Below are 25001 nucleotides of genomic sequence, written 5' to 3'. Positions count from 1 at the left end.
ATCCGGGTCCCCGCCGCCGCGGGGACCCGGAGCGGGACGGTCGGGCGCGGGCCCCTGCCGCACCGGCCCCGGCGGGTTGCGAGGCGCCCGTCGGCGTCCTCAGACCGTCCGCGCCGCGCCGGAACCGCGGGGCGGGGAGCCGTGCGCGGGGGAGCCGACCGGGCGCCCTCCGGTCTCCAGGAAGCGGGCCAGCGGCAGGGTCGCCGCCCCCACCGTGACGGCGTCCGGCCCCAGCCTGCCCAGCTCGATCGCGGTGCGCCCCGCGGGGTGGGCCAGTGCGCGTGCCCGGGCGGCCTCGCGCACGGCGGGCAGCAGTCGGGCGCCCAGCAGGAGGCCGGCCCAGCCGGCCAGCACGATACGTTCCGGGCTGAAGAGGTTGACGAGGTTGGCGATGCCGGCGCCCAGGTGCTCGGCGGTCTCGGCCAGCACCGCCTCGGCCGCGTCATCGCCCGCCGCCAGCAGTTGCGCCAGCCCCGCCTCCTGGTCGCCCTGCGGGCTGCCTCCGGCCTCGCGCCAGCGCTCGAGCACGGCTGCCGCTCCCACATACGCCTCCAGGCACCCCGCCGCCCCGCAACGGCAGGCGCGGCCGCCCGCGCGGAGCGTGGTGTGCCCCCATTCGGCAGCTCCGCGGAAGCCGGGTCCGTAGGCGCCGCCCTCGGTGATGACACCCGCGCCCACACCCGAGCCGAGGAGGGCCACGACCGCGTCCCGCGCGCCCCGCCCGGCGCCGAACCACATCTCGGCCTGACCCAGGGTCTTGGCGCCGTTCGACACCAGCAGCGGGATCTCGTCGGGCAGTTCCGCCTCGGTGCGCAGCAGCTCCTCCAGCGGAACCGCGTCCCAGCCCACGGTCTGCCCGTGCACCACCGCGCCGCCCGCCGCGCCGCGGTCGACGATGCCGGGTACACCGACACCCACGCCCAGCGTCGGTCCCAGCGGCTGCGGCGGCATCGAGCCCGCGGCGCTCTCCCGTACCGCGGCGAGACCGTCCGCGATCAGCCGCACCACGTGCGCGGCCTGGTGGCCGCCGTCGTGCAGGGGGTATTCGGCACGGGCGTGTTCGTCCAGCGCAAGGTTGAAGAATTCAACGCGTACCCGGGTCTCTCCCACATCCACGCCGATCAGCGTCCCGGCCCCGGGTGCCACCCGCAGCAGGGTACGCGGCCGGCCGCCCTCGGACTCGGCGGAACCCGCCTCCTCCAGCAGGCCCTCGCCGAGCAGTTCGGCGGTGACGTTGCTGACCGACGCGGAGCTCAGGCCGGTGGCCGGGACCAACTCCTGTCGGCTCAGGGGTCCTTCGAAGTACAGGTGGCGCAGCGTGCTGGAGCGGTTGGTGCGGCGCAGATCACGCACTGTCCGCCGGTTCTCCTGGCGCATGTGACTCCCTTCCCCGCGCAATCTACCCGTGCGCGACGTCTTGACGACCCCTTCTTCCACCACTTAACTCACGACCCAAGAAAAGTGCGAGCCGCCTTCAGGTGTTCAACGCTCGCCTCCTCACCTCCCGGAGGACTGTCCGCCATGCGCAGATTCCGTACCGCGGCCGCAGCCGCGCTCGTCACCGCCCTGACCGCGGCCGCATCCGGCTGCGGAGGCGGCTCGGCCACCAACAGCGGGGGCAGCAACGACAACCCCGGCGAACTCACCTACTGGGCCACCAACCAGGGTTCGAGCATCGAAGCCGACAAGAAGGTCCTGGCCCCGGAGCTGAAGAAGTTCGAGAAGCGGACCGGCATCGAGGTCAAGCTGGAGGTCGTGCCCTGGTCCAACCTCCTGGACCGGATCCTGGCCGCGGCCTCCTCCGGGCAGGGCCCGGACGTCCTCAACATCGGCAACACCTGGTCCTCCTCGCTGCAGAAGAGCAAGGCACTGCTCCCGTTCGACGACGCGCGCTTGGCCGACGTCGGCGGTGCCGACCGGTTCAGCAAGGCGGCGCTGGCCGCCACCGGAGCCGAGGGCAAGCCCCCGGCCGCGGTGCCGCTGTACTCGCTGACCTACGCGCTCTACTGGAACAAGAAAATGTTCCGCCAGGCGGGGATCGACGGCCCGCCGGTCACCTGGGACGAACTCGTCGCCGACGGGAAGAAACTCACCCGCGGCGGCCGCCACGGACTCGCCGTCGAGGGCGGCAACCCGGTCGAGAACGCCCACCACGCCTTCGTCTTCGGCAAGCAGCACGGTGCCGACTTCTTCGACGAGAGCGGCCGCCCCACCTTCGACAAGCCCGGCAACGTCAAAGCCGTCAAGCAGTACGTGGACTTCCTGGCCGAGGACGGCATCGCGGCCAAGGGCAACGCGGAGTACGCGCAGAACCAGTCGGTGAAGGACTTCGCCACCGGCAAGGCCGGAATGCTGCTGTGGCAGGCGGCCCGTACCTCGCTGCTGGCGCACGGGATGAAGCCGGACGAATACGGCATCGCACCGGTCCCCTTCCAAAGCCGGCAGGACGCCACGGCCTCCGGCGGCACGACCAAGGTCAACTCCATGGTCGCGGGCATCAACATCGGTGTCTTCAACCACACCGACAACCTCGACGGTGCCATGAAGTTCGTGTCCTTCATGACCTCCACGAAGGAGCAGCGCATCCTCACCGACGCCTACGGCTCCGTCTCACCGGTGCTGGAGGCCCAGCAGGCGAAGCCGCGGGACAAGGACGAGGCCGTGCTGCGCTCCGTGCTCTCCTCCAGCGCCGCACCGCTGCCCCAGGTACCGGACGAGTCGAAGTTCGAGACCCTGGTGGGCACGGCGGTCAAACGGCTCTTCGCCGACGCCGCCGCGGGCCGGCCGGTCACCGAGAAGACGGTGCGCGAGGCCCTCACCAAGGCCCAGCAGCAGATGGGGAAGTGACCCGGCCGTGACCGCGGACCCCGCTCCCCGCACCCCGGCGCCGCCTGCGGGCGACACCGCCCGCGGCCCCAACCGGGCGGCCCCTGCCCCGGCTCCGGGGCACCCGCCGGCAGAGCCAGGAGACCCGGCTCTGTCCCGGGCGAAGCGCCCGGCGGCCGGCTCCCCGCTGCGCGACCGGGTCCGCAGCGCGGGACTGCCCTATCTGCTGCTGCTCCCGGCGCTGGCGCTCGAACTCCTCATCCACCTGGTGCCGATGGCCACCGGCATCGTGATGGCCTTCAAGGATCTGACCCAGGAGTACATCAGCGACTGGAGCGCAGCCCCCTGGGCCGGACTGGACAACTTCCGGGTCGCCGTGGACTTCGACACACCGGTAGGCGAGGCGCTGCTGCGCTCGTTCGCCGTCACCTGCGGCTTCACCGTCCTGGCCGTCGGCCTCTCCTGGCTGCTCGGAGTCACCGCGGCCATCCTGATGCAGGATGCCTTCCGGGGCCGGGGCCTGCTGCGCGCCCTCTTCCTCACCCCGTACGCGCTGCCCGTGTACGCGGCCGTCATCACCTGGTCCTTCCTGCTCCAGCACGACAACGGACTGCTCAACCACATCCTCCACGACCAGCTCGGACTCACCGACGGCAAGCCGTTCTGGCTGGTCGGCGACAACAGCTTCGTCGCGCTGCTGCTCGTGGCGGTCTGGCGCACCTGGCCGTTCGCCTTTCTGCTGCTCACAGCGGCGCTGCAGAACGTATCCGCCGACCTCTACGAGGCGTCCGCCCTCGACGGAGCCGGAATGTGGCGGCAGATCCGGCACATCACCCTGCCCGCGCTGCGTCCCGTCAACCAGGTGCTGGTGCTGGTGCTGTTCCTGTGGACGTTCAACGACTTCAACGTCCCGTTCGTGCTGTTCGGCAAGTCCGCTCCGCAGTCCGCCGACCTGGTCTCGCTGCACATCTACCAGTCGTCCTTCGTCACCTGGGACTTCGGCGCCGGCTCGGCGATGTCCGTGCTGCTCCTGCTGTTCCTGCTGCTGGTGACGGCCGGCTACCTGCTGCTGACCAACCGGGGGAGAGGATCCGCCGATGTCTGACACGGTCACCGCGCACCGGGCGTCCGGCCCCGCGGCCCGGCGCCGCAGCCCGACGGCCCTGCCGAGGTCCTTCGTGTGGACCCGCCGCATCGTGCTGACCCTGCTGGCGGTCTTCACCGCGACCCCGCTGTACGTCATGGTCAGCAGCTCGCTCAAGCCCCTCGAAGAGGTCTCCGGCGCCTTCCGCTGGATTCCGGCCGAACTGACGCTGCAGCCGTACCGGGACATCTGGCGCACCGTGCCGCTGGGCCGCTACTTCCTGAACTCGCTGATCGTCTCCGCCTCGGCGACGGCCTGTTCTGTGGCGGTCGCGGTCTTCGCCGCCTACGCCGTCAGCCGCTACCGGTTCCGCGGCAGGCAGGTCTTCACCGTCACAGTGCTCTCCACCCAGATGTTCCCCGGCATCCTGTTCCTGCTCCCGCTCTTCCTGCTGTTCGTGAACGTCGGCAACGCCACCGGGCTGGCCCTGTACGGCTCCCGGGGCGCGCTGATCCTCACCTACATGACCTTCACCCTGCCGCTGTCCATCTGGATGCTGGCCGGCTATTTCGCCTCCATCCCCCGGGACCTGGACGAGGCCGCCCTGGTGGACGGCTGCGGACCGCTGGGGGCGCTCTTCCGCGTCCTCATCCCCGCTGCCGTGCCCGGCATCATCGCCGTCACCGTCTACTCGTTCATGACCGCCTGGGGAGAGGTGCTGTTCGCCTCGGTGATGACCAACGACGCGACCCGCACGCTCTCCATCGGACTGCAGGGATACGCCACCCAGACCGAGGTCTACTGGAACCAGGTCATGGCCGCCTCGCTGGTCGTCAGCGTGCCCGTCGTCGCCGGATTCCTCCTCCTGCAGCGCTACCTCGTCGCCGGGCTGACCGCCGGCGCCGTCAAGTGACCGACCACACCGCCCGGCTCCCGCACCCCGGCCCGGCGCATCCCGAAAGGACCTCTGTGCCCGAGACGCATTTCGCAGCGCACCTCGACGCCCTCCCCGACGACTTCCTCTGGGGCGCCGCCACCGCCGCCTATCAGGTGGAGGGCGCCGTCGACGAGGACGGCCGCAAGCCCTCCATCTGGGACACCTTCAGCCACACCCCGGGCAGGGTCGACGGCGGTGACACCGGGGACGTGGCCTGCGACCACTATCACCGCTGGCGCGAGGACCTCGGCCTGCTGGGCGAACTGGGCCTGGACGCCTACCGGTTCTCCATCGCCTGGCCCCGCGTCCTGCCGGACGGCGGCGGCACCGTCAACGAGCCGGGCCTGGCCTTCTACGACCGGCTCACCGACGCGCTGCTGGAGGCGGGCATCACCCCCTTCCCCACGCTCTACCACTGGGATCTGCCCCAGGCACTCCAGGACCGGGGCGGCTGGCCCGCCCGGGAGACCGCGGAGCGCTTCGCCGCCTACACGGCCGTCGTCGCCGACCGCCTCGGAGACCGCATCCAACACTGGTGCACCCTCAACGAGCCGCTGTGCTCGGCCTGGATCGGCCACTACGAAGGCCGGATGGCACCCGGCCGCACCGACATCGCCGACGCCGTGCGGGCCTCCTTCCACCTCCACCTCGGACACGGACTCGCCGTCCAGGCGCTGCGCGCCGCGGTCCCCGGCGCGCGGGTGGGCATCGTCAACAACCTCACCCACTGCGAACCCGCCTCCGGCAGCGCGGCGGACGCCGAGGCCGCACGGCGCGCCGACGGGCACGTCAACCGCTGGTGGATGGACCCGCTGCACGGCCGCGGCTACCCGCAGGACATGGTCGAGCTGTACGGGACGGAGCCGCCGCAGCGCCCCGGCGACGCAAAGACCGTCGCCGAGCCGCTGGACTGGCTCGGACTCAACTACTACTTCCGCAACGTGCTCCGCGACGACCCCGCGGGTCCTTTCCCCCGGGCCCGGTCCGCCGAACTGCCCGCCGGAGCACGTGTGACCGGTATGGGCTGGGAGGTGCACGCCGAGGGGCTGGCCAAGACCCTGCGCCGGATGACGGACGACTACGGGGCACGCTGCCTCTACGTCACCGAGAACGGCGCCGCCTACCCGGACACCGTCGGCCCCGACGGACAGGTACACGACCCCGAGCGCACCCGCTACCTGGAAGAGCACCTGGCCGCCTGCGTCCGCGCCGTGCGCCAAGGGGTGCCGCTGCGGGGATACTTCGCCTGGTCGCTGCTGGACAACTTCGAATGGGCCTACGGGTACGCGCAGCGCTTCGGCCTCGTCCACGTCGACTACGCCACCCAGCGGCGGACCGTCAAGACCAGCGGCCGCCGCTACGCCGACCTCGTCCGCACCCACCGCGCCCGCCGGAACCGCGCCGCTTAGCCCGGTGGGCGCCGCCGGAACCGCCTGAGGGCGGCTGCCGTCACAGCGGTGCCGGGAACCCGCCGCCGCGAGGGGGCGGTCCGCCCCATTCATCCTCCGGGAGGTCGTATGCGGGTCCGATCACAGCGCTCCGCCGGACTGCTCGCCGCGGCAACCCTGACCGCCGCCGCGCTGGGCGCGGGTGCCGGCTGCGGCCCGCAGCAGGCCGGGGACGCTTCTGGCGACGGCGGCAGCCGGGCGCGCGCCGACCGAGCCCGGCAGGTCGCCGCCGCCTGGGACGGCTCCCGCGCCGCCGCCGCGTGGCGCGCCGGGTATCACCCTCTGGGCGAGGTGGTCCGCACGCCGCGCGGCGGCCTGCACAGCAGCGCCGACGAAGAGGCGTACCGCAGCGGCAGCTTCGTCCTCCGGGGAGAGCTGCCGGAGGCCGAGCGGACGAGCGGCCGGGTGGTGCCGGACGGCGGCCGGTCGCTCACCCGGCCGCTGATCCCGGCGGACGAGGCGTTAGAGGCGCTGAAGCGCAGCACCACCGAGCCCCATCTGACGGTGACCGGGGCGAAGCCGGGAGAGGCGAGCGTGGCCACCGGCCAGGGACGGGCGACCGTCCCCGCCTGGCTGTTCACCCTGAAGGGCTACGACGCTCCGCTGGTGCGGGCCGCCGCCGTCCCCTCCGCGCTGCCGCGCTCGCCGATCGGGCACACCCCCGGCTCCCGCAGCTCCCTCGAACACCTGGTGCGGATCTCCCCCGACGGGCGGTCGGTCACCGTGGCCGCCCGGCACGGGGTCTGCGACGACGGTGCGCGAGTGGAGGCGCGGGAGTCGTCCGGCAGCGTGGTACTGACCGCCTCCGTCAAGGAGCGCGAGGACCGGGAACCGGGTGCCCTGTGCACCAAGCAGGCCGTCCGCCAGCAGGTGACGGTGCCCCTGCGGCGGCCCCTGGAGGACCGCGTCCTGCTCGACGCGGACTCCGGCCGGCCGGTTCCCTTCCGCTCCCGGCTCGGGCCGACACCGAGCTGGAGCTGACCTCTCGGGCACGCTGTCGTCGCTGAACTCCGCTGAACGCGCGCGGTCTCCCGGGGCGCCCCCGAGGGCCGGGCAGGTTCCGGGCCGTGGTCCTGGCCGCGCGGGCCGCCGGATACGGCTGGGGCAGCGGGGCGCAGGCAGCGCGGGCGGCACCGAACACCGCGGTGCGTGGCATCCGTGCGGCAGGCGGCGGCGGTGGCGAGCACCCCTCACCTGTCGTCGGTGACGAGCCGGCGGGCCGCCTGGGCGAACGCGTGTACGCGAGCTGTGGCGTTTTCGCTGCGCCAGATCAGCCCCCAGCGCAGCGGCGGGGCGTCTTCGATGCGGACGTAGGCGACATCCGGCCTGACGTAGTAACGGCGGGCCTGGGCGCCCACCGGGAAGACGCCGAGACCTGCGCCGACCAGGGTGAGGATCTCCATGAACGTCGACGCGGACGGCCCCGGTGCGATGGGCTTCCCGGACGGGGTGGTCCTCGGCGTCCGGTCCGCGCGCAGGGACTCGGGCAGGTTGTCGGGGAGCTGGAGCAGCGTGACGCGGGCGAGATCCTCCATCCGCAGCGAAGCACGGCGCGCGAACGGGTGCCCTGCCGGGACTGCCAGCAGCCGGGCCTCCGCCACCAGCACCGGACCCGCAACGATGCCCGGGTCCTCGAACGGGAAGGTGGCCAGTGCCAGGTCGACCTCCCCGTCCCGCAGCCACGGCATCAGGTCGGTCATCTGCGCTTCGCGCAGGAGGACGTCGCAATCGGAGTGCTGGTGCCGGAATTCCTCGCCGGCACCGGCGAGCAGCTGTCCACCCGCGGCGCCGACGAAGCCGATACGCAGCGTGCCGGTGAGGCCGCGGCCGGTGGCGACGGCCTGCTCGAACGCCGCGGTGACTTGTTCCCAGGCGGGACGCAGGCTCGCGCACAGCCGGCGTCCGGCAGGAGTCAGCTCGACGCGCCGACTGGTGCGGTTGAACAGCGGAACCCCGGTGCGGCGCTCCAGCTTGCTGATCGTCTGGCTGATCCGGGCGGGGGAGACCCGCAGCCGCTCGGCGGTCCGGCCGAAATGCAGCTCCTCGGCGAGCACCAGCAGTGTCTCGACCTCGTACCGCTCCAGCATGAGCCCCCTGCCCTCCGGTGTTCCCCACCCGCGCGCGGTGCCGGGCGGCGGCCGGTCACCGTTGCCCGCGGTGCGCAGCATTATTTACCCACGCTTCACGGTCCCTGCGCGGAAGCGCATTGATCCGGCCCGCGCGCTCGCCGAGTCTGTATCCCCTCGGAGGTCCTCCACCGTCGCGAAGGAGCTGCTGTGTTCGTCACCACCCCGCAGGCGAGGGCCGCCCCGACCGCACCACGTCCGCTCTGCTGAAGAACCCCCGCGACGTCGAACTGGAGCGCGACGGCGCACGCTGGACAGTCCGCCGGATGCGGATCCGCAACGCCTGGTGGACGGGCGACCCCGCCGCGCTCATCGCCTGACCACCCCGATCCGCGGGCCCGCCGCGGGCGGCGGGCCGACACCCGCCGCGCCCGACCCGCCGTCCGGGCCACCCGCCCCTGCTCACACGAGGACACGCCATGAACGAGCCCCGCACCATCACCGATCACCGCGCCCTGCGCACCGCCGTCCGAGGCCCGGTCACACTGCCGGACGACCCCGGCTTCGACGAGGCGCGGCGTCCCTGGAACCTGGCCGTCGAACAGCCTGTCGCTGCCGTGGTCGAGGCGGCCGACGCCGACGACGTGGCCGCACTCGTGCGCCATGCCCGCAGCACCGGCACCGGTATCGCCACCCAGCCCAATGGGCACGGTGCCACCGGACGCACAGCCGGTTGCATCCTGTTGCGCACCGGCCGACTGGACGCCCTGGAGATCGACCCGGTCCGCCGCCGGGCCCGAGTGGGAGCGGGCGTGCCCTCCGGCAGGGTCCAGGCCGCCGCCGCACGCCACGGACTCACCGGCCTGCCCGGCAGCTCCCCGGTGGTCAGCGTCGCCGGGGTGGCGCTGGGCGGCGGACTGAGCTGGTTCGGCCGCAAGTTCGGTTGGGTCGCCGACAGCGTCACCGCCTTCGACATCGTGGACGCCGAGGGGGAGCAGCGGCGCGTCACCGGCGACAGCGATCCGGACCTGTTCTGGGGCCTGCGGGGCGGCGGCGGGGATCTGGCCGTCGTCACGGCACTCGAACTCGCCCTGCACCCCGCGCCGGAGCTGTACGGCGGCAGAGTCCTGTGGGCCGCCGAGCACGCCGGCGCGGTGCTCGAGGTGTACCGACAGCTCACGGCTGCGGCTCCCGATGAGCTGACGCTCTGGTTCGACCTGCTGCACTTCCCCGGGGCCGCGCCCATGGTGGCGGTGGACGCCACCCACCTCGGTGCGGAGCGCGAAGCGAAGGAACTCCTCGGTCCCTTGGACGGTCTGCCGCGGCCGCTGTCGGACAGCAGAAGCGTCATGCCGGTATCCGCGCTCGGCTCCATCACGGCGGAGCCCACCGAGCCCGGCGCCGGACTCTCCCGCGGTGAACTCCTGACCGCACTGGATGAACGGGCTGCCGGGGCACTCCTCGCCGAGCCGGTGGCGCCGCTGCTGAGTGTCCAGGTCAGACACCTGGGCGGCGCCCTCGCGCAGCCGTCCGGGAGCCCGCACGGACCGCTGACCGAGCCGTACGCGCTCTACTTGTTCGGCGTCCCCACCGATCCGGTGGCCGCCGAGGCGGTGACCACCAAGCAGCGTGCGCTCGCGGAGGCTCTCCCCGTCAGCGGACGGGCGCCGCTGTCGTTTCTCGCTCCGGGCGAGGCGATCGAGAAGGCGCTGCCCCCGGCCGCACTGGACCGGATCCGCGCTCTCAAGCACCACCGTGACCCGGACCGCCTCTTCCGCAGCAACTTCCCCCTGCTGCCCTGACCGCCCGTCCGGAGCGGCCGAGCGGTCACCGCCCGGCATACCGGGGGACGGCCGTCCCCCGGTATGCCGGGTGCCCGGAACCGCACCGGTCAGCGTCCCGCGACCACGTCACGGACGAGGCCGATCAGCGCGGGGATCGCCGGGTGGGCCGGTACGTCGCGGTGCCAGGCCAGCACCAGCGGAACCGGCGGCGCGTCGGTCAGCGGGCGGTAGGCGAGCGTCGGCTGGGAGTGCAGTCCGGGCGTCGCCGAGGTCGTGATGCCCACCGCCCGGCCGGCGGCGATCACGGTCAGCCACTCGTCCGTGTTGGCCACCTCCAGCGTCCGCGCGGGCCGGGCGTCGGCGGGCCACAGGTCCAGGGTGGTGGTGCCCGCGACGGTGTTCAGCGCGATCGGCCAGGCCGCGAGGTCCGCCAGGGTGAGCGTGTCGCGGTGCGCGAGGCTGCTGCCCTCGGGGACCACGGCCACGCGTTCCTCCTCCAGCAGGAGCTCCGTGATCATGCCGGGCAGCGGGACCCGGCCCCGCAGCAGTGCGGCGTCCACCCTGCCCCGGGTGAGTCCGGCCGTGCGGTCGTCGATCCGGCGCAGCTCCAGCGGCACCTCGGGGTGCTCCTGGTCCCAGCGGCGCAGCAGCGGGACGGTCCAGCTCCCGAGCGCGGCCCACGGATGCCCGAGGCGCAGCGGCCGGGCCGCGGACAGCGAACGGGGGTCGAAGGCCGCGTCCGCGGCGGCCAGCGCGGTCGCGGCGCGGTCGCGGAAGGTGCGGCCGGCCGCGGTGAGGTCGAGATGGTGGGTGGAGCGGTCGATCAGGCGTACGCCGAGATGGTCCTCCAACTGGCGCAGCGTCCGGGAGAGCGCGGGCTGGCCGGTGTGCAGCCTGGCGGCGGCACGCGTGATGCTGCCTTCCTCGGCGATGGCGAGGAAGGCCCGCAGATGGCGCAGCTCCATAGTCATGCCTGTGAAGCATAACCGCAGAGCATTCGGCATTTCACGGCGCAGGGGTCGGCGCGTAGCGTGAGCCGCATGACACATACGGGTTCCGGGGTGGAGACCGCGGGCGACGGATCCGCGACAGCGCCCGGCACGGTTGCGGCAGGCGGGGCGGGATCCGCCCGCGTGCCTGCGGGGGTCGGCAGCCTCGGCGGCATCGGGCTGGTGCTGGCCGGCGCGTTCTCCGTGCAGTTCGGTTCGGCCGTCGCGGCCCTGCTCTTCCCGCGTGCCGGAGCCCTGGGGGTGGTGGCACTGCGGGTGACGCTCGCGGCCGTACTGCTGCTGGTGGTCTGCCGCCCCCGGCTGCGCGGGCACAGCCGCGCTGACTGGGCCGTGGTGGTCGCCTTCGGGCTGGCGCTCGCCGGTATGAACACCCTGTTCTACCAGGCGGTCGACCGGATTCCGCTCGGTCCGGCGGTGACGTTGGAAGTGCTCGGTCCCCTCGCGCTGTCCGTCGTCACCGCGCGCAAGGCGCTGAGCCTGGTGTGGGCGGGGCTGGCACTCGCGGGCGTCTTCCTGCTCGGCCGGAGCGGTTTCGACACGCTGAGCCCGGACGGCGTCGCCTTCGCGCTGGGTGCCGGCGCCATGTGGGCGGCCTACATCGTCTTCAACTCCCGGACCGGGGCCCGCTTCCCGCGGCTGGACGGACTTGCCGTGGCGATGGCGGTGGCCGCGCTCGTCAGCCTGCCGCTGGGGATCGGGTCGGCGGGCGGTGTGCTGCTGGAGCCGGAGGTGCTGGGGCTCGGGCTGGCGGTGGCGCTGCTGTCCTCGGGAGTGCCCTACACCCTGGAGTTGCTGGCGCTGCGCCGGCTGCCTGCGGCGACGTTCGCGGTGCTGATGAGTCTGGCTCCCGGGATCGCGGCACTGGCGGGGTTCCTGGTGCTGGGCCAGGAACTCACGGCCGTGCAGTGTCTGGCCGTCGCCCTGGTGATCGGAGCCAGCGCGGGCGCGGTGCGCAGCGGGGGCGCGGACCGGAAGTGACGCGGGGCCCGCCGCGGCTTCCGCGGCGGGCCGTGCGTGCTCGGACCGGTGGCGCCGGGGCCCGGCGCAGCGCGCCGGCCCCGGCGGCGGTTCGGCTACCCGGTCGTGCAGGCGCCGGTCGCGCAGGCGTCGAGCCAGGCATACCAGTCCTGGTCGTACCGCGAACCGATGGTCTCCTCCAGGTATCGGCGGGCGGTGCCCCAGGCGCCCGTCCGGTAGGAGGCCAGCACCGCGTCCACCGCGCCGGGGTGTTCCTCCAGCATGTACCGCACGGCCAGGTACCCCCAGCGGTAGGTGCGGTCGGCGTCGGTGTTCCCGTAGGTGGTGTCGAACAGCGTGCTCAGCGGGTAGGTCCTGCTGCCCGCCCGGTCGATCGCCTCGTCGTAGCGGAGTCGGCGGTAGGAGTAGGACACGTACTCCGCGAAGCCCTCGATCCACCAGACCGTGGGAGTGGAGGTCCCGGCCGCGAAGTCGCCGTACATGTCGAAGCGGCCGTCGAGATAGTGCGTGTACTCGTGGTTGAGGTTCCAGATCCGGAAGTCCGGCCGCAGCCACTCGGCCTCGTAGGCGAGGAAGCGGGGCAGGTTGCCGGCTGCCGACGGGTCGCCCTCCAGGTACATGCCACCGTTGTCGGTGTCGATGCCGTAGAGGGCACCCGCGTAGATCCGGTAGTCGCGGCTGGAGTCGAAGACGACGACCTCGATGCTGCTGTTCCCGTCGTCCGCGACCGGCCCGCTGTCCCGGGCGACCCGGTGGAAGTACGCGTCCTGCCCGTTGAGGCTGTCGCAAGCGGCGCTGAAGTCCTCGGCGCTCATCTCCTGGGCGACCATGGTGATGCTGTCACTGCAGGGCTTCCTGTCCTTGAGTACGGCCTCCGTCAGCTTGCCCTTGAGGTCGCAGACGCCGTAGTACGCGCACCTGTCCCTGTCGTACGCGTCCGCCGTCTCCGCGACACCCACCCACAGTGCGGCGGTGTCGCCGGTGATGTCACCGGCGTCCAGCAGGTCCTTCACCAGCGGCCGGACCGTGCCGCGCAGCGCGGCGTGCTGGAGGAACCGCCCCAGTTCGCGCCCCGCGTTGTAGGTGAGGAAGTAGCGCTCCCCGCCCAGCAGGCCGAGGTGGTCGCGTGCGAAGGCGTGCAGGGTCCACAGGACGCGCGGATCCCGCTGCACGGCCCGGACGAAGTCGGGCATCTGATGGCCCCGCCACAGCACCCCGTAGGCGTTGTTGACGGCGTTGACCATCCAGTACTTGTCGTCGTAGGAGCTGTCGTAGCCGGTCAGCATCCGCTTGACGACGTCGAGGTAGTGCGCGTTCTCCTCCGCGCTGTCGATGAGGGTGACCGCCTCGGACAGGATCTCGCCGTTGGCGTCCGTGACGTCGTGGGAGTGCGCCGAGCCGAAGAAGGCGTCGAGCCCGCCCCGTAGAGCCGTCTTCAGCTCCGGCCCGTAGGTGCCGACGTCCTGCTCGTGGTACCAGTGCACGTAGTAGCCGGCCCGCAGGAAGAGCACGAGTTGCGGCATACCGGTGCTGCCGTTTCCCGGATAGGAGACGGAGCGGCTGCGCAGCGCGTCTGCGGCGGTCACCATCTGCTCCTCGCGGAAGGCGCCGTGTGCGTCGCTTCCGGTCAGGCCGAAGAGGGAATTGACGCAGCCCGTCGTGGCCGAGGTGATCTGTTCGACGAGCGCAGCCCCGGTCCGCGCGAAGTCGCCGGGAGAACAGGCGGCGCGGGCATGGCCGTCGTGCGGCGCGAGCCGGGCGGAGGGCCGTTCGCGCGGCGACCGGGGGGCGGGGCTGTCGTAGTCCGTGCGGAGTCCGTCCCGGGACGCCGGGAGCGGGGCACGGTCCGCCACTTCGAGCCGGCTGCCCTGGATGTGCTCCGGTTCCTCTCCGGTGCGGACCGCCAGGGGGCCGCTGCCCCGGTCCGGGGCGGCATCCCGTACCGAGTCTGCGGGCGCTGCGGCCCGGGCCGGGGCGCCGCCGGGCTGGCCGGCGCCAGCGGCGAGGGAGAGCGCGAGGGTTCCGGCGCCGACGGCACGTATCAGGTGGCTGCGTAACGGGTTGCGCGTTCTGCGTCCTCGCCAGAGCATCTGATGCCTCCTGTGGGGGTGTTCACCGTTCCGATCCGAGGGGGTTGCGCGCTGCGTCGCTTGACGCGAGCACGTCGAATCGGCTCAGTACAATTTCACACATCACATGTCATGGAGGAAGAAGCGTGCGGCCACCGGATTCCCGGAGCCGGACCGGCGGCGCAGCGCTCGCCCTACACTCGGCACGATCACGCTCGTCCCCGCACGCCGAGGAGCAGCGCACCCATGACCGCAGACCACCCGCTGAGGCTGCCCGCCGTGCCGGACCGGCTCAGCATCCGCGACCATGTCGCGCAGGCCCTGCGTGCCGCGCTGATCGCCGGTCGGCTGCGCCCCGGCACGGTGTACTCCGCGCCCCAGCTCGCCGCGCAGTTCGGCGTCTCGGCCACACCCGTGCGCGAGGCCATGCTCGACCTCACGCGGGAGGGCATGGTGGAGCCCGTGCGCAACAAGGGCTTCCGGGTGACCGAGCTGTCGCGCCGCGATCTGGCCGAGTACGTCGGGATCCGCGAGCTGATCGAGGTGCCCACGGTCGGGGAGGTGGCGCGCGGCGCCGACTCCGCCCGGCTGGAGGAGCTGCGCCCTGTCGCACAGGAGATAGTCGCGGCGGCCCGGGCCGGCGACCTCGTCGGCTTCCTGGAGACCGACCGCCGCTTCCATCTGGCCCTGCTCGAACTCGCGGGAAACCGGCGTCTGGTGGAGACCGTGGCCCAACTGCGCAGCCACTCACGTCTCTACGGCCTCGCGGGTCTCGCGGAGAGCGGCCAGCTCATCGAATCCGCCGAGGAGCACGAGGTGCTGCTCGACCTCGTACTGGCCCGCGACGCGGCGGGTGCGCAGGCCTGCATGCGCACCCATCTGGGCCGGCTGCGCACCCAGTGGGAGCGCGGCGGCTCACCGGCGGAATAGCCGCCGCCCGCCTGCGGTTCGCTGTGCGCCTGCGGCGAGGCCGTGCTCCACCTGCGGTTCCGGTCGCCCCGCACCGGCGGCGACACGTGTCCCGCAGCCTGGAAGACCACCTGGCGCTTCGAGCGCGTCGCCACCTCCGACGGACGCCCGGTCCACCAACTGCGGAGCTCTGCGGGAGGCTGCGCCACCAACGACAATGGCGAGAAGAGCATCGTCCACCTGCGTGCCTGCTCCGCCTGGAACAAGGACCAGTGGTGGCTCCTGGACCCCGTCCACGGCACCGCCCCCCCGGATCCGGATCTCGGCATCGTCTCCTACCGTGACGAGGACCTTGCCCTGACGGCCCGGGGCGAGGGGGACAACGGGATCGACCTCAAGCGCATGTGGGGCGATCACCCTCGCAGCGTCAGGGCTGGCACTTCTACCCCGCCTGAGAAGCTCCGGCGGAGCTCGGGGCGCCGTCCGGCTGCGGGTGCTCTGTCGGCTCGCGGCAGCCGGGGCCGCCCCGGCTGCCGCTCGGCGGCGACCGGGGAGCGGACGTCCGCGTGCCGGGTACGGGCACGCTGTGGTAGGGAGTCACCAGTCAACTCTCCGGACGGCCGACCGGAGACCTCCCGGGCGGCCGCCCCCGCATCGGCTGGAGCCTGCAGATGTCACCGTCCGGTGGTACACCGCGTCGTGGGAACCCTTCACGCCGTACGGTGCTCGCACTCGCGGGCGCGTCCCTGGCATCGGTACCCCTGGCGGGCGCCCGCTTCCTCCCGGCCGCCTCGGCCGGCGTGCCGGTGGGACTCGAGGACCCCGCCAGGAAGGAGAGCGCCATGCAACTGGTCTCGAGCGCGGAGAACTCCTCGCTCGACTGGCAGGCGCAGTACGGGTACATCGAGGACATCGGCGACGGCCGGGGATACACCGCCGGGATCATCGGGTTCTGCTCCGGTACGGGGGACCTGCGCGACCTCGTCGAGCGGTACACGGACCGCGCGCCGGGCAATGTCCTGGCTCCGTACCTGCCCGCGCTGCGGGCGGTGGACGGCTCCGACTCGCACGACGGGCTCGAACCGGGCTTTCCCGGCGACTGGCGCACCGCCGCCCGGGACCGGGTGTTCCGGCAGGCTCAGAACGACGCACGCGACCGCGGGTACTTCGATCCGGCGGTCGCACGGGGCAAGGCCGACGGGCTGCGGGCACTGGGACAGTTCGCCTACTACGACGCCTTCGTCATGCACGGCGGCGGAAGCGGCGCCACCGGCTTCGGCGGCATCCGCGAGCGCGCCCTGGGCCGGGCGCGGTCCCCCGCCGCGGGCGGCGACGAGACCGCGTACCTGCACGCCTTCCTCGACGCGCGGGTCCGGGCGATGCAGCAGGAGGAAGCACACCGCGACACCAGCCGGGTCGAGACCGCGCAGCGCGTCTTCCTGCGCCAGGGCAACCTCGACCTCGACCCGCCGCTGGACTGGAAGGTCTATGGGGACAGCTACCACATCGGCTGATGATCCCCGGCGCCGGCGCCGGCGCCCCTGACGCGGGCCCGCGGAAACGCCCGGCCCCGGGGCCGGCAGCGAGCCGCCGTCAGACCAGGACGGGCAGTGCGGTCAGGCCGCGGACCAGCCGGGTCGGGCGCCACTCCAGCTCCGCCGGGTCCACGGCCGGCCGGATGTCCGGGAACCGTGCCAGCACCATCCGCAGTGCGATCTCCCCCTCCAGCCGGGCGAGCGGCGCTCCCAGGCACCGGTGGATGCCGTGACCGAAGGCGAGATGCCCGGAGGCGTCCCGGGCGAGGTCCAGCCGGTCGGGTGAGGGGTAGCGGTCGGGGTCCCGGTTGGCGGTTCCGATCGCCACCTGCACCGGGCACCCCGGCGGCAGGTCGGTTCCGCCGAGTGTGCTGGGCCGCGTCGTGAACCGGAAGGTGGCCGTGCTCACGGGGGAGCTGTGCCGGAGGAGTTCGTCGAGCACGTCACGTACCCGGTGGGGGGCGTGGCGCAACAGGTCGAGCTCGGCGGGGTGCTGCAGCAGGGCGAGGAGTGAGTTGCCGATGAAGTGGGTCGTCGTCTCGTGCCCGGCGACGAGCAGCAGCACGCCGAGGGACACCAACTCCTCATCGCTCAGCCGGTCCGTGCCGTCCCGGACCGCGATCAGCTGGTCCAGGAGTCCGTTCCCGCCCCGGATCCGCTTCTCGGCGACGAGCCCCGCCATGTAGTCGGCCAGCGCGTGCGAGGCCGCGTCGATCACCTCGGGCCGGCCTGCCGCGAACAGGTCGGCGGACCAGCGTCGTACGTCTGCCCGGTCGCTCGCCGGCACCCCCAGCAGCTCGCAGATGACCGCGACGGGCAGTGGCATGGCCAGCTCCTCGACCGCGTCCACCGGCCCGGGGGAGTGCCACCGCTGCAGCTGCGCCGCGGTGAATTGTTCGACGAACGGGCGCAGCGCGGCGACGGCGCCGGTGGTGAAGGCTCTGGTGACCAGTTTCCGCAGCCGGCTGTGCCGTGGGGGATCGCTGGCCAGCATGCTCCGGGCCACGGCGGGGTGCAGACTGCGCCGCGAGGGCGCGTTTGCGAAGAAGGCTGCGGTCTCCTTCGACAGTTGCGGGTCGCCGAGTGCCTGTCGGGCTTCGGCGTATCCGGTGACGAGATACGCGGTGCGCCCCGCCGTACCGCTCTGCACCGCGCGCACCGGGCCGTCGCGCCGCAGCGAACCGCCGTGCCCGTGCGGCTCCTGGCGGCTGGGTGTGGTCTCCTGCACGATGCCGAACTCCCGACTCCTGGCCGACCGCTGCTTTCGCCGCGGGCGGGGCGTGTACCGCGCGCACCGGGAACGCCCCTCCGCAGACTACGGGTCCTCCCGGCGGCACCGTCGCCGCGGCCGCGGCCCCCCGGCGCGTCGGTACACGAGGGCTGGTACGCCGCGCGGACGGCTCACGCGTCCTTCACCGGAACCGGCCGTTCGAAGAATGTCTCCAGCACGACGGTGGCCTGGGTCCCGCTGACACCCTCGATCGCGTACAGCCGCCGCAGTACGTCCTGCAGTTCCCCGGTGGTCGAGGTGCGCACTTTCACCAGCACCGAGGCGCTGCCGGCGATGACGTGGGCCTCCTGGATCTCGGGCAGCGCCGCGAGATCGGGTGCGGAGTCGCCCATCCAGGACGTGGAGTCGAGCATGACGTAGGCCAGCACGTTCCCACCCACCGCGGCCGGATCCACCTCGACGGTGGTCCGTCGGATCACCCCGCGTTCGCGCAGCTTCCGCACCCGTTCGTGGGTGGCGCCGGGGGACAGGCCGACCGCCTCGCCGAGGGTGGCGTAGGACTCCGTGGCGTCCTGCTGGAGTCGGGTCAGCAGGGCCCGGTCGATATGATCCACAGCTCTCCCATTCGCCAAAATCTTGTGTTAGCAATACATCATACTGTTGATGCGAGTAAGCATCGAATGAGATTCAGCTGTGCGAGAGGGTGTTTCCATGACTGCCGAACGACGGCCCCCGCTCTACGAGTGCTTCGACGACCGCTTCCGCTCCGGGCGCTGCATGAACGGCGACGAGCGGTTGGAGGTGCTGCACACCGGCTCCCGCTGGGCCGAGGGCCCGGTGTACGTGCCCGCCTGGCGGCAACTGGTCTGGAGCGACATTCCCAACGACCGGATGCTCCGCTGGGATGAGGAGACCGGCGCTGTGGGCGTCTTCCGCCGCGAGGCCGGCCACACCAACGGCAACACCCTCGACCGGCAGGGCCGCCTGATCACCTGCGAGCAGGGGAACCGCCGGGTGACCCGGACCGAGCACGACGGCACCCGCACGGTGCTGGCCGACCGCTGGCAGGGCAAGCGGCTCAACAGCCCCAACGACGCGGCCGTGACCTCGGACGGCGCGATCTGGTTCTCCGACCCGGACTTCGGCATCACCAGCGACTACGAGGGGTACCGGGCGGAGAGCGAGATCGGCGCGAACAACGTCTACCGGATCGATCCCGCGACCGGGCGGGTGGAGGTGGCGGCGGACGGATTCTCAGCTCCGAACGGGCTGGTGTTCTCGGCGGACGAGCGGCAGTTGTTCGTCTCCGACACCCGCGCCGGATGCATCCGGGTCTTCCCGGTGCGCGAGGACGGATCGCTCGGCGGGGGCGCGGTGTTCGCGGATGCCTCGGCGCGGCCCGAGGCCCGGTTCGACAACCTCCGCTTCGACGCCGACGGCCGGCTGTGGGCGGCGGCGATGAACGACGGTGTGCACTGCTACGACCCGGACGGGACCCTGATCGGCCGGCTCGACGTACCGGAGCCGGTCGCCAACATCGCCTGGGGTGGCGCCAAGCGCAACCGCCTCTTCATCACCGCCACGACCTCGCTGTACTCCCTGGTGAGCGCGGTGACGGGCACACACCCGACCGGCCGCGGCCGACCTCCGGCCGCCGTCGCCCTCCCGGAGCCCTGGGGCGGCGCCTGAGGCCTGCCCCGAGACCGGCGGCGGGAGGTGCGCCACCCGGTCGGCCGCGGAGACCTCGACCGCGGCGGGCCCGGCGCCGCTGTCCGGGGTGCCGGCCCGGGGCTGCCGCGCTGACGACGGGGTGCCTGCCGCGGAATACCTCCGACGGGCGGCCCGCATCGGCGACGGAAGTCCCAACTCCTCTTGTGCGTATACCTGTTCGGATGTTCGGCAATGGTCAATCGTGAGTACGATCTTCCCCTGTGGTCCGGCGCGGTACACCCGCCGGGGCGGGCCGCGGCCGACCGCGGCCCGCTGTTCTGCGCTCGCTCACACGGTGGAGGCGATCCACCCCACTGTCTCGGAGGTGTGCGTCCCGTCCGAAGTGACCTTGCCGTTCACATGGATCTCGTTGATGCGGATCTTGAAGCCGGTGGTGGTGACATCGGCGATGCGCAGGCCGGGAGTGTCCGGGCCGTTGAACGTCTGGACGAAGGGAATCACCACCACCGAGGACCCGCTCGGGAAGGCCGAGGGGAAGGTGATCTGGGTGAAGGTGGAGGTGTTGCCACCCTGCGTCGCCACAGGGTTCGAGGAACTCAGGTTCAGTTTGCCGGTCTGGATCATGCTCATCCGCGTTCGCCCTCTCCGCACGCCGGCTGCCGCAGGACTCAGCCGGGGCGACCAACCGAGCCTGCGGAACCGGTAGTTGAACCACTTCTCCTGGTGAAGCGGTTGCTCGGGTAGTGCCCGTGCGCACGGCTGACCATGGGTGAAATCACCCAAAAGTGTACTCTTTTGCGATATACGGATTTTCGGGCGCAGAATAATCCGCCCGGGAGTCCACGCCCTCGGGGCCGGGGCTCGTCGACGGCGCGGGCCGGGCCTGCCCGGGTCGGTGCGGGCAGGCCCGTACGTGCCCTCGTCGCCGGGCGGCGCAGCTGCGGCTCGGCGTCGGCTACGCCGCGCAGAACTCGTTGCCTTCGGGGTCCTGGAGGAGCCACCAGTGTCCAGCGGGCCCCTGGTCCACCTCGCGGAGGCGGGTCGCGCCCAGTCGCTCCAGCCGCGCCACCAGCGCCTCGCGGCCGTCCGGCCCGCTGTGCACGTCGATGTGCAGACGGTTCTTCCCGGACTTGGCCTCGGGCACGTCCTGGAAGAGCAGTCGCCGACCGCGTCCGACGCCGCTCCTCCTGTCGAACGGGTCCTCGGGGTGGCGGATCGCTGCCAAGCCGCGGAACGTCTTGCGGCCGCGGTGCTCGGCGACCGCCTCCTCGCCGAGGTGCCCGGCGGCCAGCAGCTCCTCGACCAGGGCGCTGGGGTCCTCCACCTCGTATTCCAGAGCCGCGGCCCAGAAGTCCGCGAGAGCGGGTGCGTTCCTGCTGTCGATGACCAACTTCCACGTCAGTGTCATGTAACTCATAATATCGGTTACATGGATTCACCGGCGGCCACGGGCCTGACGCTCCACTCCCGTTCCGGTGCGGCCTACCGGTTCGACCCCGGCGCGCTGTGCCTCGAACTGCTGACCACCGGCGGCCCCGGTCCCTACCGCCGGTACGAGGTCCTGCACGAGCCGGCCGACCTGGCCGACTGGGCGGCCCGTTCACGGCTGACGCCGACACCCGTGCCGGACATCTCCCCCGCCGAGGTGGCGGAGGCGCGCCGACTGCGCGACGCGCTGTTCCGCCTGGTCGTCGCCCACATCCGCGGAGAACCCCACCCGCCCGACGACCTGGAGATCCTCAACGCGGCCGCGGCCGGGCCGCCGCTGGCCCCCGTCCTCACCCCGGCCGGGGAGCGGCAATGGGCCGCGTCCAGTGGCGCGCAGTTGCTCGCCACCGTCGCCCGGGACGCGATCGAGTTGCTGACCGGCCCGCTCGCGCACCGCGTCCGCACCTGTGCCGCCGGGGACTGCCAACTGATGTTCGTCGACACCTCGCGGCCCGGCCGCCGCCGCTGGTGCTCCATGGAGCACTGCGGCAACCTTCACAAGGTCAGAGCGGCGCGGGCCCGCCGCTCGGCGGAGGGATGACCCCGCGGAGCCCGTCGGGGTGCCGTCTCGCCGAGTGGACCATCGGCGCCCCGCCCCACGGGTGAGGGCGGGCATGTCCGACCCCGGCTCACCAAAACACCCCTCGACGCCGCAGCCACGTCCGCCACAGCGGGCCGGCCCCCCCCCGCCGAGAAGCGGAAACGGAGGGAGATGCCGACCCTGCGGGCGGGGGATCGCGCAGGCCCACCCATCCGCGGCCGCTCCGGCTCCGAAGTGGAAGACGAGCCCGCAGGCAGGCGAACCGCGCAGCCGGCGGTACCCGGGGTTCGTCCCGGGAGCGGGTGCCGGTGGCTCGGACCGGCCCGTCCTGCGATCCTGTCCGCCCGCCCAGTTCGAGGAGTGTCCGGTGGAAGCTCCCGCTTCCGCAGTGTCGTTGGACGTGCCCGCTGCCGCGCCGCAGGCCGCGGTTCTGGTCCTGCACGGTGGCCGCGCCGACGGGTTGGAGGCCCCGCCGCCGTGGAACCTGCCCGGTGCGCGGATGCGGCCCTTCGTGCGGATGATCGGGCGGGCGACCGCTGGGCAGGGTGTGGTGCTCGGCACGGTCCGCTACCGCCACCGGGGCTGGAACGGCGACCGCCAGGACGCGGCCCGGGATGCCCGGCAGGCCCTCGCGGAACTGGTGGACCGGGTGGGCGAGCTTCCGGTCGTGCTGCTCGGGCACTCGATGGGCGGCCGGGCCGCGCTGCGGGTGGCGGGGCATCCGAGTGTGCGGGGCGTCGTCGGCCTCGCCCCCTGGTGCCCCCCGGGGGAGCCGGTGGCGCACCTCGCCGGCTCGCACGTCGCCTTGGTGCACGGCGACCGCGACCGCACGACGGATCCGCGGGCGTCGGAGGAGTTCGTACGGCGGGCCCGCGCCGGGGGAGCGGAGGCCCGCATGATTCCGGTGCCCGGTGGGGACCACGCGATGCTCCGCCGACCGGGCTTCTGGCACCGTCTCACCACCCGCCTGGTCACCGGGCTGCTGGACCCGACGGCGCGGCCGCCGCGGGCCGCCGCTCGGTAGACCGCGGCGGCCGCAGAGGGTGGAGGGGTGCGGCAGGGGATGTGCGGCTGCCTCTTCGGGCCGCTTTGCACGCCGCAGTGCACGCACAGGGGAGCCGCAGTGAGGGCCGGGCCGCTCCTTGCCCCGACGCCGTGCACCCGCTGTGCGGCGCTGCCGGTACCGCAGCATGTTCCGGTGCCGGCAGCCCGCGGCCACGGCTCAGGCGGCCCCTGCGGCGGGCTCCTCCGCCACGGTCAGCGGTTCCAGGGTGGCCCCGCGCCCGGGCCTGCCGGTGAGCGGACCGTACCCACCGGGCAGTCGCCGGCCCGGGGCCGCCTCCGCGCAGGGGCCCCGCAGCCGTGTGAGGACGAAGGTCTGGCTGCGTTCGCCCGGTGGCACGGAGCAGACAGACCCGGACGCGGACACGGCCCGATTCGGCCGGGTGGTCGGCTGGTACGTTGCGTGGGTGACGACAGGTGAAGACGACTACGCCCTGCTGTACGGCTGCATGGGACTCGGCGGTACCGGGAAGGCGGAGACCGGTGGCGCGGCGGAGATCGGCGCCGCCGAAGCCGCTGTCGAGGCCGCTCTCGACATCGGGATCACCGTTTTCGACCATGCCGACATCTACCGCGGCGGCAGGGCCGAGGCCGTTTTCGGCGAAGTCCTCGGCCGGGCGGCGGGGTTGCGCGAGCGCATCGTGCTGCAGACGAAATGCGGCATACGGCTGCCCGACGGAGACCGCCCCGGCCACTACGACCTGCGCGGTGCGAGTATCCGCCGCCGGGTCGAGGAGAGCCTCACCCGGCTGCGTACCGACGTCCTCGACGTCCTCCTGCTGCACCGCCCCGACCCCCTCGCGGACCCGGCCGACGTCGCCGAGGCGTTGACCTCGCTGCACCGCGAGGGACTGGTGCGCCGCTTCGGCGTGTCCAACATGAGCGCCGGCCAGATCGCCGAGCTGCAGGCGCACCTGGAGCTGCCGCTGGCGGTCGACCAGTTGGAGATGAGTCTGGAGCGGCGGGACTGGCTCGAGGCGGGCGTCCTCGTCAACACCGCGGCTGCCACGGACAACGGATTCCCGCTGGGGACCCTGGAGTATTGCCGCAGCAGCGGCATCCGCCTCCAGGCGTGGGGCGCCCTCGCCCAGGGCCGCTACACCGGTCGGCAGGAGACACCGGAGCAGCACCGCACCGCGGCGCTGCTGAAGGACCTGGCGGCAGCCAAGGGCACGACCCCCGAGACGGTTCTGCTGTGGTGGCTGCAACGCCACCCGGCCCGGATAGCCCCCGTCGTGGGAACCACCAGTCCCGAACGCATCCGTGCGTGCAAGGACGCGGCGGGGGCGACTCCGCGCCTCACACATGAGGAGTGGTACGCGCTGTGGATCAGCGCGCGCGGAGAGTCGCTTCCCTGAGATCGTCCGCGTGCCGCGTGCCGCGGTGCCGGGAGGGGGTGCGGACGCGCAGCGCGTGGATCGGGAGCGGGCCGCAGCCGTCCGGTGGGCGGTCGCCGGCCGTGGGACGCAGGGGAGCGGGCGACCGGAGGCCGGACGGGGACCGCCGGGGAGCCCGCGCTGTTCCCGGAGCGGAGCCGGAGCAGCCCGGGTCGGCTGTGGCCGACCCGGGCTCCGTCCGTGCTTCTCGCGCTGTGCCTGCCCCCTCCGCGTGCCTCGGCGGGGGCCGACGGGACTCAGCAGCTCAGATTGTCACCCGGGGGAACACCCAGGATCGCGGTGAACTGCCGGTACTTGTCGATCCGGCTCTGGACCTGGCCGGGGTTCCCGCCGTCGCACTCCAGGCTCCCGTTGATCGCCCGGATCGTCTCGCCGAAACCCGCGCCGTCGACCATGGCGCGGTGCGGTGTCATGCTCCCGGGACCGGATTGGGTGTTCCAGTACCACAGAGCGGTCTTCCAGGAGACCGCCGGGTCCCGCTCCACCTGATAGGGGTCGTTGAGCAGGTCGATCCCCAACGCGTCGCCCGCGGCCTTGTAGTTGAAGTTCCAGCTGAGCTGGATGGGGCCCCGGCCGTAGTAGGCGGCCTGCCCGGCGGGGCAGCCGTACGGTTGGCCGGCGTCGCAGTAGTGGGGGTAGTTGCTCTCGTTCTGCTCGACGATGTGGACGAGGCCGCCGGTCTCGTGGCTGACGTTGGCCAGGAACGCCGCGGCCTCCTGCCGCTTGACCGTGTCGCTGCCGGTGTTGGCGAATCCCGGATAGGCGTCCAGGGCGGCGGTGAGGCCGCTGTAGGTGTAGAAGGAGTTCCGGTTCGGGAACATCTGGTTGAACTGGGCTTCGCTGACGACGAACTCCGCTGCCGCACCCGTCCGGGGCGGAGCAGCCTGGGAAGTCGTGGGCATGACAAACCACAAGGCGCATCCGACCGTCAGTGCGGTCAGCAGTGCCATGACGCGTTGCTTCGA

The 25001-nt window shown here is 72.6% G+C and carries 22 protein-coding genes; 13 read left to right on the top strand and 9 right to left on the bottom strand.

Annotated features, from left to right (window positions below):
* Window positions 1-99: 99 nt before the first annotated feature.
* The gene (locus ACFYNS_RS22270; RefSeq protein ID WP_388604688.1) at window positions 100-1377 is read right to left on the bottom strand and encodes an ROK family protein; all 1278 of its coding nucleotides are present in this window, start codon (window positions 1375-1377) and stop codon (window positions 100-102) included.
* Window positions 1378-1521: 144 nt separating this feature from the next.
* Here ACFYNS_RS22270 and ACFYNS_RS22265 point away from each other — a divergent pair, with 144 nt between their 5' ends.
* The 5 genes from ACFYNS_RS22265 to ACFYNS_RS22245 all read left to right on the top strand — a co-directional run bounded on the left by ACFYNS_RS22265 (window position 1522) and on the right by ACFYNS_RS22245 (window position 7276).
* Window positions 1522-2847, top strand: coding sequence for a sugar ABC transporter substrate-binding protein (locus tag ACFYNS_RS22265; RefSeq protein WP_360291601.1), 1326 nt, complete (start codon window positions 1522-1524; stop codon window positions 2845-2847).
* A 7-nt stretch (window positions 2848-2854) separates the two neighbouring features.
* Window positions 2855-3931 (top strand): carbohydrate ABC transporter permease, encoded by a 1077-nt coding sequence (locus ACFYNS_RS22260; RefSeq protein ID WP_388604685.1) that lies wholly within the window; start codon window positions 2855-2857, stop codon window positions 3929-3931.
* Window positions 3924-4823, top strand: a complete 900-nt coding sequence (locus ACFYNS_RS22255) for a carbohydrate ABC transporter permease (protein ID WP_388604683.1) — start codon at window positions 3924-3926, stop codon at window positions 4821-4823. Before ACFYNS_RS22260 ends, ACFYNS_RS22255 begins: the two co-directional genes overlap by 8 nt.
* Before the next feature lie 56 nt (window positions 4824-4879).
* On the top strand, window positions 4880-6256 hold the full coding sequence (locus ACFYNS_RS22250; RefSeq protein WP_388604681.1) for a GH1 family beta-glucosidase: 1377 nt from the start codon (window positions 4880-4882) through the stop codon (window positions 6254-6256).
* A 108-nt stretch (window positions 6257-6364) separates the two neighbouring features.
* The gene (locus ACFYNS_RS22245) at window positions 6365-7276 is read left to right on the top strand and encodes a hypothetical protein (RefSeq protein ID WP_360291609.1); all 912 of its coding nucleotides are present in this window, start codon (window positions 6365-6367) and stop codon (window positions 7274-7276) included.
* Window positions 7277-7485: 209 nt separating this feature from the next.
* Here ACFYNS_RS22245 and ACFYNS_RS22240 read toward each other — a convergent pair whose 3' ends face one another.
* The gene (locus ACFYNS_RS22240) at window positions 7486-8463 is read right to left on the bottom strand and encodes a LysR family transcriptional regulator (protein WP_360291612.1); all 978 of its coding nucleotides are present in this window, start codon (window positions 8461-8463) and stop codon (window positions 7486-7488) included.
* 377 nt (window positions 8464-8840) lie between these two features.
* Between ACFYNS_RS22240 and ACFYNS_RS22235 the strand changes: the two genes are divergently transcribed.
* Entirely contained in the window at window positions 8841-10163 is a 1323-nt protein-coding gene (locus ACFYNS_RS22235) for an FAD-binding oxidoreductase (protein WP_360291614.1), read from the top strand.
* Between the two features lie 89 nt (window positions 10164-10252).
* On the opposite strand, the gene ACFYNS_RS22230 is transcribed toward ACFYNS_RS22235, so the two are convergent.
* Window positions 10253-11116, bottom strand: coding sequence for a LysR family transcriptional regulator (locus ACFYNS_RS22230; RefSeq protein ID WP_388604678.1), 864 nt, complete (start codon window positions 11114-11116; stop codon window positions 10253-10255).
* A 69-nt stretch (window positions 11117-11185) separates the two neighbouring features.
* On the opposite strand from ACFYNS_RS22230, the gene ACFYNS_RS22225 reads away from it, so the two are divergent.
* Window positions 11186-12133, top strand: coding sequence for an EamA family transporter (locus ACFYNS_RS22225; protein WP_360291619.1), 948 nt, complete (start codon window positions 11186-11188; stop codon window positions 12131-12133).
* A gap of 95 nt (window positions 12134-12228) precedes the next feature.
* Here ACFYNS_RS22225 and ACFYNS_RS22220 read toward each other — a convergent pair whose 3' ends face one another.
* Window positions 12229-14223, bottom strand: coding sequence for a collagenase (locus ACFYNS_RS22220; RefSeq protein WP_388604677.1), 1995 nt, complete (start codon window positions 14221-14223; stop codon window positions 12229-12231).
* A 225-nt stretch (window positions 14224-14448) separates the two neighbouring features.
* Between ACFYNS_RS22220 and ACFYNS_RS22215 the strand changes: the two genes are divergently transcribed.
* Together ACFYNS_RS22215 and ACFYNS_RS22210 are read left to right on the top strand one after the other, a co-directional pair.
* Window positions 14449-15132 (top strand): GntR family transcriptional regulator, encoded by a 684-nt coding sequence (locus ACFYNS_RS22215; protein ID WP_360291625.1) that lies wholly within the window; start codon window positions 14449-14451, stop codon window positions 15130-15132.
* 650 nt (window positions 15133-15782) lie between these two features.
* Complete coding sequence (locus tag ACFYNS_RS22210) at window positions 15783-16625, top strand: chitosanase (RefSeq protein ID WP_360291627.1); 843 nt, start codon at window positions 15783-15785, stop codon at window positions 16623-16625.
* Between the two features lie 79 nt (window positions 16626-16704).
* On the opposite strand, the gene ACFYNS_RS22205 is transcribed toward ACFYNS_RS22210, so the two are convergent.
* Both ACFYNS_RS22205 and ACFYNS_RS22200 read right to left on the bottom strand, forming a co-directional pair.
* Window positions 16705-17874: a cytochrome P450 gene (locus ACFYNS_RS22205; RefSeq protein ID WP_388604674.1), complete on the bottom strand. Its 1170-nt coding sequence runs from the start codon at window positions 17872-17874 to the stop codon at window positions 16705-16707.
* A gap of 173 nt (window positions 17875-18047) precedes the next feature.
* The gene (locus ACFYNS_RS22200; RefSeq protein ID WP_360291630.1) at window positions 18048-18491 is read right to left on the bottom strand and encodes an Lrp/AsnC family transcriptional regulator; all 444 of its coding nucleotides are present in this window, start codon (window positions 18489-18491) and stop codon (window positions 18048-18050) included.
* 97 nt (window positions 18492-18588) lie between these two features.
* Between ACFYNS_RS22200 and ACFYNS_RS22195 the strand changes: the two genes are divergently transcribed.
* Window positions 18589-19566: an SMP-30/gluconolactonase/LRE family protein gene (locus tag ACFYNS_RS22195; protein ID WP_388604672.1), complete on the top strand. Its 978-nt coding sequence runs from the start codon at window positions 18589-18591 to the stop codon at window positions 19564-19566.
* 309 nt (window positions 19567-19875) lie between these two features.
* Here the strand turns inward: ACFYNS_RS22195 and ACFYNS_RS22190 are convergent, their stop codons facing one another.
* Window positions 19876-20178, bottom strand: coding sequence for a hypothetical protein (locus ACFYNS_RS22190; protein ID WP_360291636.1), 303 nt, complete (start codon window positions 20176-20178; stop codon window positions 19876-19878).
* Window positions 20179-20503: 325 nt separating this feature from the next.
* Window positions 20504-20956, bottom strand: a complete 453-nt coding sequence (locus ACFYNS_RS22185) for a VOC family protein (protein WP_360291639.1) — start codon at window positions 20954-20956, stop codon at window positions 20504-20506.
* Between the two features lie 21 nt (window positions 20957-20977).
* Here ACFYNS_RS22185 and ACFYNS_RS22180 point away from each other — a divergent pair, with 21 nt between their 5' ends.
* From ACFYNS_RS22180 to ACFYNS_RS22170, 3 genes are all read left to right on the top strand, one after another.
* On the top strand, window positions 20978-21577 hold the full coding sequence (locus ACFYNS_RS22180) for a CGNR zinc finger domain-containing protein (RefSeq protein WP_388604670.1): 600 nt from the start codon (window positions 20978-20980) through the stop codon (window positions 21575-21577).
* Between the two features lie 367 nt (window positions 21578-21944).
* On the top strand, window positions 21945-22601 hold the full coding sequence (locus ACFYNS_RS22175) for an alpha/beta hydrolase (RefSeq protein ID WP_388604668.1): 657 nt from the start codon (window positions 21945-21947) through the stop codon (window positions 22599-22601).
* 445 nt (window positions 22602-23046) lie between these two features.
* Complete coding sequence (locus tag ACFYNS_RS22170) at window positions 23047-23997, top strand: aldo/keto reductase (protein WP_360291647.1); 951 nt, start codon at window positions 23047-23049, stop codon at window positions 23995-23997.
* 275 nt (window positions 23998-24272) lie between these two features.
* Here ACFYNS_RS22170 and ACFYNS_RS22165 read toward each other — a convergent pair whose 3' ends face one another.
* Window positions 24273-24938 (bottom strand): chitinase, encoded by a 666-nt coding sequence (locus tag ACFYNS_RS22165; protein ID WP_388604737.1) that lies wholly within the window; start codon window positions 24936-24938, stop codon window positions 24273-24275.
* Window positions 24939-25001 lie beyond the last annotated feature (63 nt).

This window comes from Streptomyces sp. NPDC006925, from assembly GCF_042869575.1.
Lineage (GTDB): Bacteria > Actinomycetota > Actinomycetes > Streptomycetales > Streptomycetaceae > Streptomyces.
The sequence above is the reverse complement of the archived record's forward strand: the minus strand, read 5'-3'. Positions and strand labels throughout refer to the sequence as shown.

Coding starts and splice junctions, on each gene's coding strand:
- ACFYNS_RS22180 (WP_388604670.1), top strand. CDS start 20,978: ATGGATTCACCGGCGGCCACGGGCCTGACGCTCCACTCCCGTTCCGGT.
- ACFYNS_RS22225 (WP_360291619.1), top strand. CDS start 11,186: ATGACACATACGGGTTCCGGGGTGGAGACCGCGGGCGACGGATCCGCG.
- ACFYNS_RS22240 (WP_360291612.1), bottom strand. CDS start 8,463: ATGCTGCGCACCGCGGGCAACGGTGACCGGCCGCCGCCCGGCACCGCG.
- ACFYNS_RS22165 (WP_388604737.1), bottom strand. CDS start 24,938: ATGCCCACGACTTCCCAGGCTGCTCCGCCCCGGACGGGTGCGGCAGCG.
- ACFYNS_RS22255 (WP_388604683.1), top strand. CDS start 3,924: ATGTCTGACACGGTCACCGCGCACCGGGCGTCCGGCCCCGCGGCCCGG.
- ACFYNS_RS22195 (WP_388604672.1), top strand. CDS start 18,589: ATGACTGCCGAACGACGGCCCCCGCTCTACGAGTGCTTCGACGACCGC.
- ACFYNS_RS22220 (WP_388604677.1), bottom strand. CDS start 14,223: ATGCTCTGGCGAGGACGCAGAACGCGCAACCCGTTACGCAGCCACCTG.
- ACFYNS_RS22230 (WP_388604678.1), bottom strand. CDS start 11,116: ATGACTATGGAGCTGCGCCATCTGCGGGCCTTCCTCGCCATCGCCGAG.
- ACFYNS_RS22270 (WP_388604688.1), bottom strand. CDS start 1,377: ATGCGCCAGGAGAACCGGCGGACAGTGCGTGATCTGCGCCGCACCAAC.
- ACFYNS_RS22235 (WP_360291614.1), top strand. CDS start 8,841: ATGAACGAGCCCCGCACCATCACCGATCACCGCGCCCTGCGCACCGCC.
- ACFYNS_RS22265 (WP_360291601.1), top strand. CDS start 1,522: ATGCGCAGATTCCGTACCGCGGCCGCAGCCGCGCTCGTCACCGCCCTG.
- ACFYNS_RS22210 (WP_360291627.1), top strand. CDS start 15,783: ATGTCACCGTCCGGTGGTACACCGCGTCGTGGGAACCCTTCACGCCGT.
- ACFYNS_RS22215 (WP_360291625.1), top strand. CDS start 14,449: ATGACCGCAGACCACCCGCTGAGGCTGCCCGCCGTGCCGGACCGGCTC.
- ACFYNS_RS22190 (WP_360291636.1), bottom strand. CDS start 20,178: ATGAGCATGATCCAGACCGGCAAACTGAACCTGAGTTCCTCGAACCCT.
- ACFYNS_RS22245 (WP_360291609.1), top strand. CDS start 6,365: ATGCGGGTCCGATCACAGCGCTCCGCCGGACTGCTCGCCGCGGCAACC.
- ACFYNS_RS22185 (WP_360291639.1), bottom strand. CDS start 20,956: ATGACACTGACGTGGAAGTTGGTCATCGACAGCAGGAACGCACCCGCT.